The sequence below is a fragment of the Fusibacter sp. QWL-12 genome, from assembly GCF_058683495.1.
On sequence record NZ_CM178745.1, the window covers coordinates 1,770,056 to 1,785,662 of the forward strand.

At 36.8% G+C, this 15,607-nt stretch carries 11 protein-coding genes and 1 riboswitch; of the genes, 7 read left to right on the forward strand and 4 right to left on the reverse strand.

Annotation, left to right across the window (positions count from 1 at the left end; all coding sequences use genetic code 11):
• The first annotated feature begins 50 nt into the window (after window positions 1-50).
• Both AC4PID_RS08755 and AC4PID_RS08760 read left to right on the forward strand, forming a co-directional pair.
• A complete protein-coding gene (locus AC4PID_RS08755; protein ID WP_492135189.1) occupies window positions 51-902 on the forward strand; it encodes a helix-turn-helix transcriptional regulator in 852 nt (283 codons plus the stop codon).
• Window positions 903-1,005: 103 nt separating this feature from the next.
• Entirely contained in the window at window positions 1,006-1,923 is a 918-nt protein-coding gene (locus tag AC4PID_RS08760; protein ID WP_492135190.1) for a WD40/YVTN/BNR-like repeat-containing protein, read from the forward strand.
• A gap of 24 nt (window positions 1,924-1,947) precedes the next feature.
• Here the strand turns inward: AC4PID_RS08760 and AC4PID_RS08765 are convergent, their stop codons facing one another.
• Together AC4PID_RS08765 and AC4PID_RS08770 are read right to left on the reverse strand one after the other, a co-directional pair.
• The gene (locus tag AC4PID_RS08765; RefSeq protein ID WP_492135191.1) at window positions 1,948-2,853 is read right to left on the reverse strand and encodes an HD-GYP domain-containing protein; all 906 of its coding nucleotides are present in this window, start codon (window positions 2,851-2,853) and stop codon (window positions 1,948-1,950) included.
• Window positions 2,854-2,914: 61 nt separating this feature from the next.
• Window positions 2,915-3,079 carry a hypothetical protein gene (locus tag AC4PID_RS08770; RefSeq protein WP_492135192.1) on the reverse strand — a complete coding sequence of 55 codons (165 nt, stop codon included), beginning with the start codon at window positions 3,077-3,079 and terminating at the stop codon, window positions 2,915-2,917.
• Between the two features lie 63 nt (window positions 3,080-3,142).
• Between AC4PID_RS08770 and AC4PID_RS08775 the strand changes: the two genes are divergently transcribed.
• Window positions 3,143-3,778: a hypothetical protein gene (locus tag AC4PID_RS08775; protein WP_492135193.1), complete on the forward strand. Its 636-nt coding sequence runs from the start codon at window positions 3,143-3,145 to the stop codon at window positions 3,776-3,778.
• Window positions 3,779-3,926: 148 nt separating this feature from the next.
• Here the strand turns inward: AC4PID_RS08775 and AC4PID_RS08780 are convergent, their stop codons facing one another.
• Window positions 3,927-5,513: a putative Na+/H+ antiporter gene (locus AC4PID_RS08780; protein ID WP_492135194.1), complete on the reverse strand. Its 1,587-nt coding sequence runs from the start codon at window positions 5,511-5,513 to the stop codon at window positions 3,927-3,929.
• A 178-nt stretch (window positions 5,514-5,691) separates the two neighbouring features.
• On the opposite strand from AC4PID_RS08780, the gene AC4PID_RS08785 reads away from it, so the two are divergent.
• The 4 genes from AC4PID_RS08785 (at window position 5,692) to AC4PID_RS08800 (ending at window position 14,892) form a co-directional block, all read left to right on the forward strand.
• Window positions 5,692-7,530 (forward strand): putative bifunctional diguanylate cyclase/phosphodiesterase, encoded by a 1,839-nt coding sequence (locus tag AC4PID_RS08785; protein ID WP_492135195.1) that lies wholly within the window; start codon window positions 5,692-5,694, stop codon window positions 7,528-7,530.
• A gap of 295 nt (window positions 7,531-7,825) precedes the next feature.
• A complete protein-coding gene (locus AC4PID_RS08790) occupies window positions 7,826-8,743 on the forward strand; it encodes a LysM peptidoglycan-binding domain-containing protein (RefSeq protein WP_492135196.1) in 918 nt (305 codons plus the stop codon).
• A gap of 262 nt (window positions 8,744-9,005) precedes the next feature.
• Window positions 9,006-9,263, forward strand: coding sequence for a hypothetical protein (locus AC4PID_RS08795; RefSeq protein ID WP_492135197.1), 258 nt, complete (start codon window positions 9,006-9,008; stop codon window positions 9,261-9,263).
• A 66-nt stretch (window positions 9,264-9,329) separates the two neighbouring features.
• Window positions 9,330-9,435, forward strand: a riboswitch (cyclic di-GMP riboswitch).
• A gap of 27 nt (window positions 9,436-9,462) precedes the next feature.
• A complete protein-coding gene (locus AC4PID_RS08800; RefSeq protein WP_492135198.1) occupies window positions 9,463-14,892 on the forward strand; it encodes a Cna B-type domain-containing protein in 5,430 nt (1,809 codons plus the stop codon).
• A 100-nt stretch (window positions 14,893-14,992) separates the two neighbouring features.
• On the opposite strand, the gene AC4PID_RS08805 is transcribed toward AC4PID_RS08800, so the two are convergent.
• Complete coding sequence (locus tag AC4PID_RS08805) at window positions 14,993-15,562, reverse strand: hypothetical protein (RefSeq protein WP_492135199.1); 570 nt, start codon at window positions 15,560-15,562, stop codon at window positions 14,993-14,995.
• Window positions 15,563-15,607: the final 45 nt, after the last annotated feature.

Below are 15,607 nucleotides of genomic sequence, written 5' to 3' on the forward strand. Positions count from 1 at the left end.
ACAATTACTATAAATTCGAATGATGCAATCTCATTGTGAGGTAAAGTAATATGACAAATTATACTATTGGAAGACAATATCATCAGGATGAACCGATACCATTGATAATTAGACACGGATGGACTGAAAACCAAGTGTCAAATCGGTTTAGGCTCGTTTTAGTAGAATCAGACAAAGCAAATCAAAGACTTTATGTAAATTTTGAAGACAAAGAGTTACCTGTAGTGTTTTGTTTGAATTTGAATGAACCTTTGGATATCAAAAACGGAGAGACGTATACCATCACGGAGATAATTTTCCACCCTTTGTTTCTTAATCCAGCATATGAGAGTCTTGAAACGGAGGTCACAGGTTTAAGCGCATTTTTAATAAAAGATAACCTTAAAAGGGGTTACTATTCAGTTTTACCTTCGACTGCTCATAGATTAAAAGGCTTGTTTGGTAGGATTGAAGAAGAGTTAGAAATCCAGAATGATGCATTTTGGCCGTGTCGTTCGAGATCGTATTTAATTGAGTGCTTAATGCTGATTGAGCGCTTGTACTTAGGTCATATTGAATCAAAGACGAAAACCATTCCAAATGAAACGATAGATGCAATAATGAGTGAACTTTTAATCAGTTATCAAAATCCCCCTTCTCTTCAAGATCTTTCTGAGCGATACCATATTAATCGAACCTCACTTTCAGATCAGTTCAAAGAAAGTACGGGACAAACCATAAGTGATTATATTTCAAATTTGCGTTTAAGGATTGCAAAAGACCTGTTATTGGGTACGGCGCTACCTATAAGTGAGATTTCTGAAAGAGTTGGGTTCGACGATCCGTCAAGTTTTTATCGATATTTTAAAAGGAAAATGAGATTGACACCACTGTCTTTTAGAGAAAGTAATACATGGTTATAATACTTAAGCTGATCAATCCTGTAAATTGACCAGCTTATCTTGTTTCTAGGTCATCATATTCATAGTCACAGCCCATTATAATTATAGGAAAGGGGTGAATGTGATGTTTAAAATGCAAAATGAAGTAATGAATCGTATTATATGGATGCTGGTTATTATTATTATATTGTTTACGTGTGGCATACTTACTGCATACAATTTAGAAGGTAAATCATTAGAAAATGAGAGACAAGTGTCCTTTTATTGGGAAAAGGTAAATCAAATCAAGGTGCCTCATTCCGTATTTTATAGTGGTTTTTTTGATCAAATACATGGAGTAACCGTTGGCTATCATGGCGCTACATACACGACAAATGATGGTGGTCTGACATGGATTAAAGGAGATAACGAGGCGAATTGTAGATATGGTTTAGATTGGTTAGATTTAAATTATATTTGGACTGTGGGGAATTATGGAGGGAACAGAGTTTCTCTAAACGGAGGAAGATCATTGTTTGCCGTTTCCGATCTACCTTTGATTAAAGAAATCCCCAATAATCTAGTGGATATCGTTAGCCAACAAGTGGTTTGGGTAGGTGCCATCAATCAGTTAGCTGTGACAAATGATGCGGGATTCACATTTTCCAACATTCAATTTCCAGAGCAATTAAATGGCCTAGCTGCAATATCGTTTGTATCTGAAAATACGGGATGCATCTTGGATTTCTCAGGCAATTTGTTTCAAACACTTGATGGTGGGATGACCTGGGCATCAATAGGCAAACTGCCTACAGCTCTGACCATTATGCATGATGAAGTGCCAACCGCTACTATGCGTTTAGATGATCAACTAAATGGTAAAGTAGTTTTTAGAGGATCAGACAGAAAGCTGTATGCTTTCATAACAGATGATCATTGTCAGAGTTTTAAAGAGGTCCTATTCAATATTGAAGAGAGGGGATTGCCCTATCTTTCTAAGGATTCGGCTACGTTAACTTTAACAGATTATTTAGGTGTAATCACACTGTATCAATTTAAATAAAAATGAAAGGAAAAGTAATATCGTTTATTGATGCCTCATTAGAGAAAGAATTAACTTTTCAAGTGTAAGAACAACAAATTCGTCATACAAAGTACCAGTTAAAGACTTTAACTCTTCAAGTGCTACTTGTTCAGACATCCCTTTTTTATAAGGGCGATCAGTCGTCATTGCATCAAAACTATCAACGACAGCCATAATTCTTGACTCTATAGAAATTTGATCGCCAGACAGACCATTTGGATAACCACTTCCGTTAAGTCTCTCGTGGTGTTCTAGTGCAATTTTAGCCAATTGTTCATTGCCGGTTTCTTTTAAAATGAGTGCATAGCCATCATTGGTATGTCGTTTAATTAATTCATATTCTCGCGGATTTAACTGAGAAGGTTTGTTTAAAATATGCTCTGGAACAAATAATTTACCGATATCATGAATTTTAGCACCGTGGAGTAGATTACTTATAGACTTCTCAGAAACTTTCATAAGAGTTGCAATTTGAACTGCCAGGTTACCAGAACGATTACAATGACTTTCAGTATAATTATCTTTTTCTTGAATTTTGTGTATTAATTCATAGACTTTATTTGTTTCCCCCGCTTGTTTCATAAAATGGACACTAGTACGCACTCTTAGAATTTTAGTTTTTTCCACAACACTCAAATGATGCGTAAATTCAAGGTCTTTAAACTCGATACGTTCCCCTGGTAGCACCCAACTAAGAGAGTTCGTATGAAAAAGTCGTCCACTTAAGACGAATATCACATTAATTGCATTTTTAGATTCATAAGGTTGACAGATAATAGATTTACCTTCATTTATTTCAGATTCAAATATCTCTAGGTTCTTATCTTGAACGATAAGCTTAAATTTTCCCGCATTGTTTTGGAATTTTTGAATCGCATCATCTTCCTTATATATTTTAAAGACTTCCATAAGTCAACCTCTCCTATTTTAAATCTTTTTTTATACAATTATATTAGGGCACTCTTTAATATTACTGCGTATAAATTGATTTTACAACGGGCACTTTAATCGTCAATGGAGCAACAATAATCACTTTGTGGAAGAGACCATATAAATAATTATGATTGCCTATGGTCTGCCACAGTTTGACCTTTGAACTCACAAGACCAAGACGCGTATACTCTAAATAAGCCAAAGGGAAACCATGACATCTTTGGTGAGGTCAATCGATATATATAATTCGAAAGGAGTATACTTTATGAAAAGAAGGATTAATTTAGGGAAAATCGCGCTTAGCTGTATCGCTATTGTATTAATTGCAGCACCGACAATGTCGTTTGCAGATACAACTGAGAAAATCGATCTTAAAGCAGGTGAATTTACCGAACGTTTAGAGGCAAAAGCAGCAGATGTCATCGAGAAGAGAGATGCATACAGAGCAAAATTAACTGAAGTGATTGGTAGCTACGCACCTGATCTTCAGAGCTCGTTCGACTCACTTTGGGATGAACACGATGCGCTTCATACATCACTCATCGCTGAAAGAGAAAGAATTATATCTGAAAACGCTGTTGAAGGCAAGGCATTTATGGACAGTATCAAAGCAAGTGTACTAGCTGGTGATTTAACAAGAGAAGAAGCAAAGGTTCAAATCGAGGCATATAGAGCAGGGTTAAAAGCGGAAAGAGACGCAACAAAATCAGAGATAGATACATTAAAAGCGACCTATGATGTACCAGAGGGTACTATTAAAACATTAAACGACGCCATTAAATCTGCAGTAGAAGCAGATGACGCAGCAGCAGTTACGGCAGCACTTACTGACCTTATGAACAGTTTGTCACAACATATCACATTTGACCAAGCGAAGCTTGAACTTTTAATCACCAAATAAAATCTAGAATTTTAAGTTCTTAAATTGTATCGATATAACTAAAGCCCGAAATCACACAAAAACATTCGTCGGACGCTCCGCAGGCAAAGCCGAGGACCGACGTCCAGAGAATGCTTTTGTGTGGTTTCGGGTTTTCATATGCCATAGATTATAAGAACTTAAATATCAATGCAACGATGAACGTAGGTATCGCAGCATAGAGCAAAAGCAATCTAGGTGAGATACCGAATTTAAAATACTTTCTAAGTATGGACTGACTGATGGGATTGGGTGCGTTGGCGATAAGCGTGAGCCCACCACCAGTCACTGCACCAGTGACGATGGCGTATTTAAGTTCATCAGATAATCCACTAACAAGGCTACTGAGATAAGTGATGGCTGCGTTATCATTAAAAGAGGTTAAAACGATTGCACAGAGATTTAAAGCAGTTGCAGATAAGCTACTTAACAAAGGCTCAATCCACCATGCTTGAAAGTGACTATGGATGATTAACCCTGCTAAGAAAAAAGCGACCATAAGGGCAGGTTTTAGGTTTAACCGGTTTTGATAAAGCGATGTAATCTGAACGAAGCCAATATAAAACATAAACGTTCCAATGAATATAACGGGCTGGTGATCATTGATGATGACGATGACCATAAAAATCAGATGCATAAGAATCATCCACATAGGCACTTTATCATCCCGTCGGTCCCAGTCGGGGTCATTGTATTTAGGTCTGATATCATCCGGCAGTAGCCCTGGAATTGTTCGCTTCATTTCGCTCAGTTTTATCGTATCGAATCTTTGTGATAAATAAACGTCTATTTGATACTGCTCTAGTTCTTCCTCTGAAAGCGTTATTCGTGCGCTTTTCTCTATTTCTTGCCTTAAAGCTTCTGAGCTCTTTTCGAATTCTGAGATGAATCCAACCTGTTGATTTGTCATCAGCTCCAGTTCATCAATTTTTTTAGACACTATCATTTTGTCTACAAATCTTCTTTGAACAAACTTCTTAAACCGATCTTTTTTATAAGCCTCTTCAAGTGCTTTAAACGCATGTCTATTAATTAAATAATAAATTGAGTTATTGATGAGAATTGCGATGATTGCTTTATAACCGATATGGGTGAACATAAACGAAGTGGTCCATTGCCATTGATCTGCGATCATTAAAACGGGAGGTGCAGCAAAGCTAGTTAAAGTGCCACCAATAGATATATTGATTAAAAGCAATGCAAGCGTAGAATATTTAAGTTTTCTAGGCGGATTTAAATCATAGAACTTATCAGCCAAAAGCATTGCGCAAAGTACCATTGCAGCAGGCTCAGTAATGAGTGACCCTAATAAAGGTCCAAGGGTCAATATCATTAGCCACCATACCTCAAGGCGACCACCTATCAGCTTCACAAGCTGCCATAAAAACAGTTCAACCCCTTTTACTATTGGGCGACTACCAGCGATGGTCATAATGACGATAACGAACATAGGCTCAGTAAAGGAAAGGGATTCTACGATACTGACAAAAGTCTGCCAATTGTAATAATATGCTGTAAAAAGAGCAAGTGGAATCGCCCATAATCCAAAGACAACTTCTATCTCACCTAAGAAATTGAGAATCCCAGATTGGATGTCACTTAGGCGGTTATGATGTTTGTGTTCATAACTTGAAATAAAGGTAGTCAGAAGGGCATGAACAATTGCTAGGAAGAATATTGCAGTTGCGATATAGGAGAAAGAAATACGATCTCTCATTGCCATCACCTCGACACGTTTATATGCGGACTATTAACAATTACCTTGGTAATACCCACTATTATTAAGCCAAAAGCATCAAATTTGCTATAAAGTGATTAAAAGATATCAATAGGGTATATTTATGTAAATCACATGATATTTGTGTGTGGTTTGAAAAAGTGAGTAGAGGTGTGTTATGACACGTAAAAACTACGATCAAATGATTCTTGAACGTGTTGAGAAGAGCTTTGACTTAATTATTCCGATATCCGCCATCGTTGCAGTAATTAGCTCCTATGTCGTTTCAATTGCGGATAAAAAAAGTAATTTTATCTATTATGATTTAATGATCTGTATCTTTCTTATTGGCGTCTATTTCTTCAGACATAAGATCAAAGTACATATTAAAATCATAATTGTTGCGCTTGTAACCACTTTACTTGGAGCAGTCTCTTTGGTCCAAAGTGGATTTTCCGGTACAGGCGTTATATTAATTGCGCTCAGCAATCTAGTCATCGTTAGTTTTCTTTCAAAAAAATTAGGCTACTATTACACAGTGATATCTATTGCGATATTTGCTTTGCCACCAGTATTATTAAAACTTGATTTAATCAGTTATAGTGGAAATGGTGCTTATTTATTGAACAATCGTTCTGAATGGTTCTTGCACATTGTCGCATATTTGCTGTTTGGCATGGTAATGGTAGTCAGCATCAATGCCATTAAAGACTACTTACTTGAGAATATTAACGAAGGAAAAATACATTCTGAACAGTTGACGCAATTGGCTTATTTTGATTCATTAACAGGGATTATTAACAAACACCGTTTCGTCGCAGATATGAATCAAAACAAAGTCGATCAAGGTTGGGTCGTGCTTCTTAGTATTAGAGGATTAAACTTAATTAACTCCATCTATGGTAGTGAAGTCGGTGATAACGTTATCAAGCACGTTGCACGACAACTTGCACTCAGTTCAAAAGAAGGCGAGTTAGTTGCGAAAAGTGGGGGTAATGAGTTCATCTGGTACAGTCGATCGACAGACTCAGAGGTTATGATGAATCGCTTACTAATTCTTCTTGAGAACATACACGCGTCAGCAGAATCAAATGATATGCCTGCAAAATTTAACCTTAATATTGGGTTTGCGGGCATAGACGAACCTTATGAGAATATCGCAAGGGTTATACAAAAGTCATCTATAGCACTTGAACAGTCTAAGTCATCTAAAGGTGCTAGTATTACCCGCTATGATTTGCAGCTTGAGAACGTCTTTAGAACAGAAGAAGAAATGCGTCGATTTTTACTGAAAGGGATTGAAAATAACGAATTTTACATTAGTTATCAGGAAAAAAGAGACTGCGTTGAAAACAAAGTTGTCGGACTTGAAGCGCTTGCTAGATGGAATTCACCTGAATTAGGTGCTGTATCACCAGGGGATTTCGTCCCTGTTATCGAAAAGGCAAGCCTAAGTCAGATTTTTGGTAACATGATCATCAGAAAAGTCTTAGATGAGTACTCAATACTAGAGAAACAGTATGGTGAAGGTGTAAAAATTTCAATCAATATTTCTCCAGTACATTTATCCTCAGATGAGTTTAGTAGTTTTATTATTAAAGAGACATTATCAAGAGGGATTGGTCCAGAGCAAATCATCCTAGAAATTACAGAAGATAGTTTAATCGAAGATTTTGAAGGTATATCTGAAACCTTATTTACTCTCAGAAAAGTTGGATATCGAATTTCATTAGATGACTTCGGAACAGGGTATTCTTCTCTTAGCTACCTATCAAGATTGGGCTTTGATGAGCTAAAAATCGATCGATCCTTTGTGCAGATGATTGGAAAGGATGAGAGAACGATCAACTTGGTGAGGGCAATTATTAATTTAAAAGATACCTATGGTATCGATATCGTCGCAGAGGGTGTTGAGACAGTTGATCAGAGTGAGGTTTTAAAGATGCTAGGGTGTAACGTACATCAAGGCTTTTTATTTTCTAAGCCAAAACCAATCGAGCTACCACTGAAAGGTTAACATAAGAATGTTAAGCGTAAACGCATGGCTTTTTAAGGTTTCTCTAAGCGGATACGAACATATGTTAATTTTAGTTAACAATCGGTGTAAAAAAACAATAATAAAGACATAATCATCGCTATTTTCTATGATAATTTGATCATATTTTATAAAAATCATAAGAAAAGTAAAAAAATTTTTAATAAAATTTTAACTAACTTTGTTAAAATCAATTGTCAAATTTTATAGATATGGTAAAATCTTAACTGAGGAATGTTTTACAAGGATTATATATATATTAATAAGGGGGTCCTTAATGAAAAAGGTATTATCTTTCTTAATGGTACTTATGTTAGTTGCGTTAAGCGTACCAGCTTTCGCTGATACAGATGCTACATCTTCTGCATCTGAGTCTTACACTGAACCTACTACTACAACTACTACAACTACTGCTGAACCAGTTGTTGAAGGCAACGCTGTTGTTTACACAGTAGTTAAAGGCGATGTATTCTGGAAAATTGCTAAAGACAATGGTTTAACTACTGCTGCTCTTTGGAAATTAAATCCACAAATCAAAAACCCTAACGTTATCGAAGTGGGTCAAAAAATTATCGTTAAAGCTGGTGAAATGACTGAAGTAACTACTCCAGTTGCTGAAGCTAAATACTACACTGGTTTTGCTATGCTTGATAACTTCAGAGTTAGAACTGCTGGCAAACACCAATTTAACGTAGTTGCTGCAAGCGCAATCTTTGATCAAGATGGAAAAATCATCAGCGTTGATTTAGACGTTGTTGAATTAGCAATGGGCGAGTTCTACTGGCCAGCTGATGATGCTACAGCTGAAGAATTAGAAGCAGCTAGAGTTGAAATGGAAGAAGCTATCATGACTAAAACTGAATTAAAAGAAAACTATGGCATGGGAGCTAGAGCTACTACTGGTTTAGAGTGGTACCAACAAATGGCTAACTATGAAAAATTCTTTGTAGGTAAAACTGTTGCTGAGTTAAGAACTTGGTTTGACAAAAACACTGATGCTGCTGGTAAACCAATCAAAATCGGTACTGAGTTAAATCCAGAAGATCAAGCTAAAGTTGATGCATTAACAGATGCTGAAAAAGAAGTTTTAGCTGACGTTATCACAGGTGCTACAATGTCTTTATCTGATGCACACGGTCTTTTCTTAGAAACATTAGAAAAAGCATGGGCAAACAAAGTAGAAGTTAAATTTTAATTAAAGTCGTTTTAATTAAAAACATTCCGAATTTTAAACGAGTCTTTTAAAGGCTCGTTTTTTATTTTTTTGTTTATAATGCTGTAATTACAACAACTTCAGCCTAAATGAAACGATTACAATTATGAAAAAACTCTAAAATAACATTCATGTCACACAGATGTCACAGAGATGTCCGTGATATGTCACAGAAATGGGTAAAGATAGTAGTAAGAGAATTATTCTCTTAAGTGCAATTTGGTTTGCCCTAGGAGGCGGTACTATGAAAGTTGAAAAGGTTCCAAATGATTGGAAGAAACTTAGCGGAACTAATTTTCTTGTTACTGTATATAGTAATGAGAATCAGAACCTTCAGGGCTTGATTCATTGGTTAGATACAGGTAAGAAAGTTCATTTTAGAAGCGTTATTGAATTGATTGAGCTTTTAAACGAGGCGTCAAGAATTCAAAATCACGTTTCTGTAACCAAAAGGACTTGGTTAGCTGCCTCGTTCGAAGGTGAATTGAAGCCAATGATTTAATTGAAAGGAGTGATGTACTAAAAGAAATGGGGCTGTTAGTAAGGAATTAAAGAACTAATATCTGACTAACGAAAAAGGCAAACCCAGTGAAAACTGGCGACGCAAAGTCTGGAGTCTAAAGTTTAATAGAAATGGGGATTTTTATTTAAACTAAGATCGTCCGACTGCCAAAGAAACTATTTGGCAAAGGAGAAATCTTATGAAAAATGAAAGTAAGCACTTTAGAACTGTTAAGAGTGTCTTTGCACTACTCTTGACCTTTATTCTGGTGTTTGGTATGTATCCAGCACCTACATTCGCATTGCCTGAGGGCGTGATTATATCCGACTCAGGCAATGACCCAGTCACTTCATTACCTACCTCTTTGATGAATGGCCAAATTTGGACTGATAAAAGTGTAAGCTACGCTGGTGATGGCATTTTCGATATCACACTCAGAGCCATTGGACAAAAATACATGGTATCAAACCCAAAACCAAATGATACGCTTGATGTGGTATTGGTTTTAGATACTTCAGGATCTATGGGTGACGATGGAAAACTAGGAAAATTGAAAACAGCAGCAAAAAATGCTGTCGAAACGTTATTAGGCGTTAATGGCAATCGTGTCGCTATTGTTGAATATAGTAGCTCAGCTTCTTTAGTAAGAAATTTTACTGATAATGAGAATAATTTAAAAGACGATATCGATGATTTAAACGCATATGGTGGTACAAATATTCAACATGCGTTTTACCTTGCGCAAAAGACGATTTTAGACCGACCATCAAATGATAACGATAGAAAACCCGTTATTATACTAATGAGTGACGGTAGACCAACTTACTATTACGATGGTCTTTATTCACCTTCTAAGAGCAGACGTGGTACTGGTGATGGTGATGATACAAATGGTACCTATGTTTGGAATACGATTTTACAAGCAGTTGAAGCTAAAAATAATATTCCAGATGTAAGAATTTATACGATAGGCTTCGGTGTTGGTTCAGACGCATATGCAATTGCAACACTTATGCCGACGGATGCAAATACCTCAAGTTATCGACCAGTTTCATCCTATTCGGGTGAAATGAGAACTAGATCTGAATCAGCTGAAGTGCCATATTATTGGTCTTTTAATGGCTGGAATCAATCGAGTCGTTTAGATCCGAGAAACCAACAAACCAATAATGGCATCTGGACGTCATTTTCAGACTACTCAAATGCGCCTTCTAGTTCATGGGGACAGTATTCTACTGATTTTGACAATCCAATAGAGACCGTTAGACGAAATGGCGTTGACTATACTTATTTCCTTAGATCTAGAACTGGAGAAGAGTATAGAAACATCACAGGACAGCCAACCCCGTTTAACCATAAGTATTGGGAAGACGAGAGTAGTATAACCTCATCAAGTGCTCAAGATATATTTGATGCATTTGTTGCTATTATTAACGAATTGTTGATAATGAAACCAAACGATAAAGATGAATCTGATCAATATACAGATGTTGTCATTAAAGATATTATCGGTAGTGGCTTCGAAGTTGTAGGTGGTTTACCTTCTGGTTTAAGTCAATCGGGAAATGCAGTGACTTGGACAATCAACGGAGATGACTTTGAAGCGATGTCACCTGATGAAGATTTGGATGATAATGTACCTCGTCCAATGGATCTAAATTATCTTTATTCTGTTACCTTTAAAGTGAAAATTAAAAATGATGCACTGCCAGGAACATATTACACTAACGATAATAGTGCAAATGAGTTGGTAAATAGAACTCATTCTAGCTTTGAAGTGTCAGAAGACAATCCATTCTATGATGAAGTGGGTCAAGTTCTTGTTCCGCTTAACAACACAGGATGGTTAACACTTACTGCACCTCCAGTTCAAGCGTCTATTACGGTAACTAAAAATGTTACTGGTCCAGTGACCAATGAAAATAGAACCTTTAGCTTTAGCTTATACAGTACACAAAGTGGTGGAACGCCAATTGGTGAGCCAATTTTAATCGATGTGAACGGTGCAAACAGCAATAATGGCACCTTTAACTTTGAGATCCCATATAACGGCTTTGTAAACAATCAAGCCACTTACTATGTACAAGAGAACAACTCATCTGCTCCTGATTACTGGACATATGATAATGCAACAAGAAAAGCAGTTACCGTATCTAGAGCAAATCCAACCGGATCAACTAGCTTTACAAATAGCTATTCACCAAAAGTAACCTTAATCGTCAATAAGGTGTGGACTGGTGGCGGATCTGACACAGCTGCAAACTTTGATTTATACAAACTTGTAGACAGTGATTGGGTACTAGTATCTGGTGGACATACAATCGATACAAGTGATCCTACAAAAGATGAAGTTACTATTAGTGATCTGAACCTAGACACTGAATACAAAATCGTTGAGACACCGATGTTAGATTATACGGTTACGTATTCACCACAAAGCTTTATCGTAAGAACAAGCGATCTGATTTCTGGTGAAAGCACATTGGTTAATAGAATTACAATAACCAATGACTATCATAAACCAATTGGAAAAATCACAATTAACAAAGTTTGGTCTGATGAAGATAATGCTGCAGGAGATCGACCAGAAACCTTAACCTTTAGCATTAAAGGGCCAGAAGGATACAAAGGTACTAAAAGTATCACCTTAACAGCTGATGATGAATGGACAAATGTATTTGAAACGGAAGTTTTCGGAACTTATGAATTTACCGAAGATGTACCACTAGATTATATCAGTTCAGTTAATCCTCAATCTCAAACAGTTGAAGTTCTACCAGTTGGTAATAGAACAGCAAGTATAACTTTCAACAACAGCTATGTTGAACCGAAAGGGAGCTTAACAGTTAAAAAAATCTGGGCAAATGAAGATGATTTTTCAAGCTCATATCGCCCAGAATCAATTGAAATTAAACTGTTGAAAGATGGCAGTGTTGTTGATACAATCGAACTTCCAGAAGCTGATGCAACTCCTTGGGAGCATACTTTTACAGATCTTGAATTTGGCGTATATTCTGTAGAAGAAATTTCAGTGCCAGATTATTTAGTAGGTTACTCAAGTAACGTTGTGTTGAAAAAACTAGATGCTAAAGGCGGTACGACTGAAAGAAGTGGCCAAATCAACATTACAAATACGTTTACCAATCCAAAAGGAAATATAATTGTATCTAAAACATGGGTTGAAGCAGGTGTAGATGCATCTGTCGTTAGACCTGAGAGCATTGAGATAAACCTTTACAAAAACGGAAGTTTTGTAGAGACACAAACGCTTAATGACAGCAACAGCTGGACTTGGAATTTCACAGGATTACCACTTGATAATGGTGTTTATACCATTACTGAATCCTCAAGTGAATTGAGCAAATTAGCAATGTATGATGCGAATACAAGCTACAGTGGAAACGGTGCATCTGAGTCTAGTTTAAGATTGGGTCCAGATGCTAGAACAGGAACGGCTTCTATCACAAACACATATGCAAAAGGTACAATTAGAGTCGATAAAGTATGGGTGGATGGAGATAACCCAACACTTGAACAACCTCATAGTGCGGTTATTACTTTGCATAAGATTACTGATTTAAGTCAAGTAGAGACATTCAAACCTGAAGATCCAGATATGACGAGTGAAAGCCCGATTGAAGTTGGTCCTTCAGATGAACCAGAGGAGCAAAAAATTCTTGCTGGTCCAACGGATGAAATTGTTGATACAAAAACAATTATTCGACCAAACAATGCACCAGTAATCTTCTACAATTTAGAGATTGGTGATCATATTAAGTATTATATTACTGAAGAGGAAATCCCATTCTACAACACTTCAATTGACAATGATTTTGTTATCTTAAATGATAACAATCAAAACGGTTCCTTTACTGTGACAAACACTTATACCGATCCAAAAGGCAGCTTGAAAGTGGTTAAAGTTTGGGATCATGGCAATAACCCAAATCAACCTACTGAAATCACTGTTGAATTGTATGAAGATGGTGAGTATTTAACAGAAGCAACATTTGCAGGCGAATATATTTTCACAAACCTTGACTTAGGAAAGACTTATACGATTCAAGAAGTAACTGTACCAAATTACAGTACAAGCTACAATGGTTTCGAAGGTTATGTTCCAGTGAAGGGACAAAATAGCATTCCTGAGGGCTCTGCAACAATCAAAAACACTTATATTCCAGAGTTAAGCAATTTAACCATTAATAAGGAATGGGTGGGTAAAGTTGGTGGCCCGATTACAGTTACAGTTTATAGAACCATAGGTTTAGAATCTACATTGGTTGGCACGACTGAGCTTAATGAGGAAAATAATTGGACACACACTTTTGTTGGACTTGAGATTTATGGACAAGGTGGTGTAAGATTCACTTATTCAGTTCAAGAAAACGGATCTGATTTATCACTTTATGATACAGATACAACTGAAACAGCTATGCTAAACCCAGAAGTACCAAGTGTAATTACTATTACCAATACCTATGCACCTGAAAAAGGCGTATTAACAATTTCGAAAGAGTGGTTAAACGTAGAAGAAGAATCTATGTCACCGCCTACAGATTTTGTTGAGGTTAGGTTATTGGTTAACGGTATTCCTGAAGAATCAACTATGATTTTAAATGAACAAAACAACTGGACGGTTGTTAGATCTGAGCTTAATGCTGAAAAAACTTATTCAGTTGAAGAAGTTAGCACCTTTGAAGCATTCAATGTTTCATATAGTGCAACAAACATCACATTTGATGCAGAGCATCTAGAAAAATCAATCGTAGTAATCAATCAAAGAACGGCTGATGAACCAAGTATAGATGTTAACAAATCAATTTCAAATGCATTGGTAGAATTATCAAATGGTACGGCGACATTTAATTATAGCGTTGAACTAATTAACAATGGTAATAGAACACTTAGTGCATTAAAAGTGGTTGACCAAATGACAGGCCCAGAAGGTTCAGCTTTAGTATATGCACCAACACCTGATCAACAGGATGAAAATGGTGTTGTTTATGAACTCGATGGCACATTAAAGCCAGGTGAAAAAGTTGTGTTTAACTACTCAGTAACCGTTAACCTAGCAGGCACTTATACAAATACAGCTGTTGGCTATGGTTACTATGTTGAAACAGAAGTAAGTGACAATGGAAATGCAACCGCAGTTGCAACCAACCCTGAGGTACCTACAACTGAACCACCAACTGAGACACCAACTGATCCAATCCCTACAGATCCTACACCTCAAGGTGTTGTCAATGTAAGCTTTGTAGACACCAATGGTGATACTTTATCACCAAGCTATCAATTAGTTGGAGCAGTAGGAAATGATTATGCGACTACAGCTAGAGATATTTTAGGATTTGCATTGGTTGCGACACCTGAAAATGCTAACGGTACATTCATTAACGGTGCACTTACAGTTGTGTATGTATACGATGTCGTAGTGGAAACCATTACAGAAGAAGAGCCACCGCTTGGTGAAGCGACAACAGAAGCCGAAGAAGTTATCGTAGATGAAGGTACACCACTTGGTGAAGCCTTACCACAAACCGGTCAATTACCTCCAGAATTATATTATGGAATAGGTAGTATCGTAACCGCTGCTGGTGTTTTCTTGAAAAGAAAAAATAAATAATTGAAGACAAAACTAAAAGGAGTCATTCTTATGAATGACTCCTTTTTTTTAATTCACATAGCAATTAGAAAGTTTGACTGAACTCTGATATAGAATCGTATTAGTTACCAAATCCCATGCCTCTGCCGCCCATCATGCCACGACCTCTACCAGTACCAGTGCCTAAAGCACCATCAACATTTTGACCATTAAAGCCAGTACCGTCTTGAAGCTGTACGCCTGTACCGCCACAGTATCCACCTTGACCTAAACCTTGTCCATAGCCTAGACCATTCATCAGACCAGTACCATCAGCATTATAACCAAATCCCATGCCATAGCCAAGAGTTTCTCTGATGATGTGGTTTTGAGTACCATCACAATTTTCAAGCGCATCAATAATGGTTGCTGCTTGTTCTTCAGTGATCTTGCCATCACTTACAAGTTCATTGATTCTGGTGATTTTTGCTTCGATCATTTGATCGAAAAATGCTTCATAAACGCCAGCTTCAGAAGCAAGTGTGCCGTAAGTTTTTGCAGTGTCATAGTGAAGTGCATAAGCTTCTTCAAGTGTAATGCCTGTTAAATCAGCGTAGGTTTGAGCTGGATTAAAAACAGCATCTGCAAAAGATAAGGTTGTCATCCCAATCGCTAAAATTGCGAGGGCTACTAATAGTAACGTTTTTTTCATAAGTATCACTCCTTAAATAAAATAGGTTCTATCCGAACCGGGTAA

Bases quoted from the DNA above. Each gene is read 5' to 3' on its own strand.
- AC4PID_RS08755 (WP_492135189.1), top strand. From the start codon at position 51: ATGACAAATTATACTATTGGAAGACAATATCATCAGGATGAACCGATA.
- AC4PID_RS08760 (WP_492135190.1), top strand. From the start codon at position 1,006: ATGTTTAAAATGCAAAATGAAGTAATGAATCGTATTATATGGATGCTG.
- AC4PID_RS08765 (WP_492135191.1), bottom strand. From the start codon at position 2,853: ATGGAAGTCTTTAAAATATATAAGGAAGATGATGCGATTCAAAAATTC.
- AC4PID_RS08775 (WP_492135193.1), top strand. From the start codon at position 3,143: ATGAAAAGAAGGATTAATTTAGGGAAAATCGCGCTTAGCTGTATCGCT.
- AC4PID_RS08780 (WP_492135194.1), bottom strand. From the start codon at position 5,513: ATGAGAGATCGTATTTCTTTCTCCTATATCGCAACTGCAATATTCTTC.
- AC4PID_RS08785 (WP_492135195.1), top strand. From the start codon at position 5,692: ATGACACGTAAAAACTACGATCAAATGATTCTTGAACGTGTTGAGAAG.
- AC4PID_RS08790 (WP_492135196.1), top strand. From the start codon at position 7,826: ATGAAAAAGGTATTATCTTTCTTAATGGTACTTATGTTAGTTGCGTTA.
- AC4PID_RS08795 (WP_492135197.1), top strand. From the start codon at position 9,006: ATGAAAGTTGAAAAGGTTCCAAATGATTGGAAGAAACTTAGCGGAACT.
- AC4PID_RS08800 (WP_492135198.1), top strand. From the start codon at position 9,463: ATGAAAAATGAAAGTAAGCACTTTAGAACTGTTAAGAGTGTCTTTGCA.
- AC4PID_RS08805 (WP_492135199.1), bottom strand. From the start codon at position 15,562: ATGAAAAAAACGTTACTATTAGTAGCCCTCGCAATTTTAGCGATTGGG.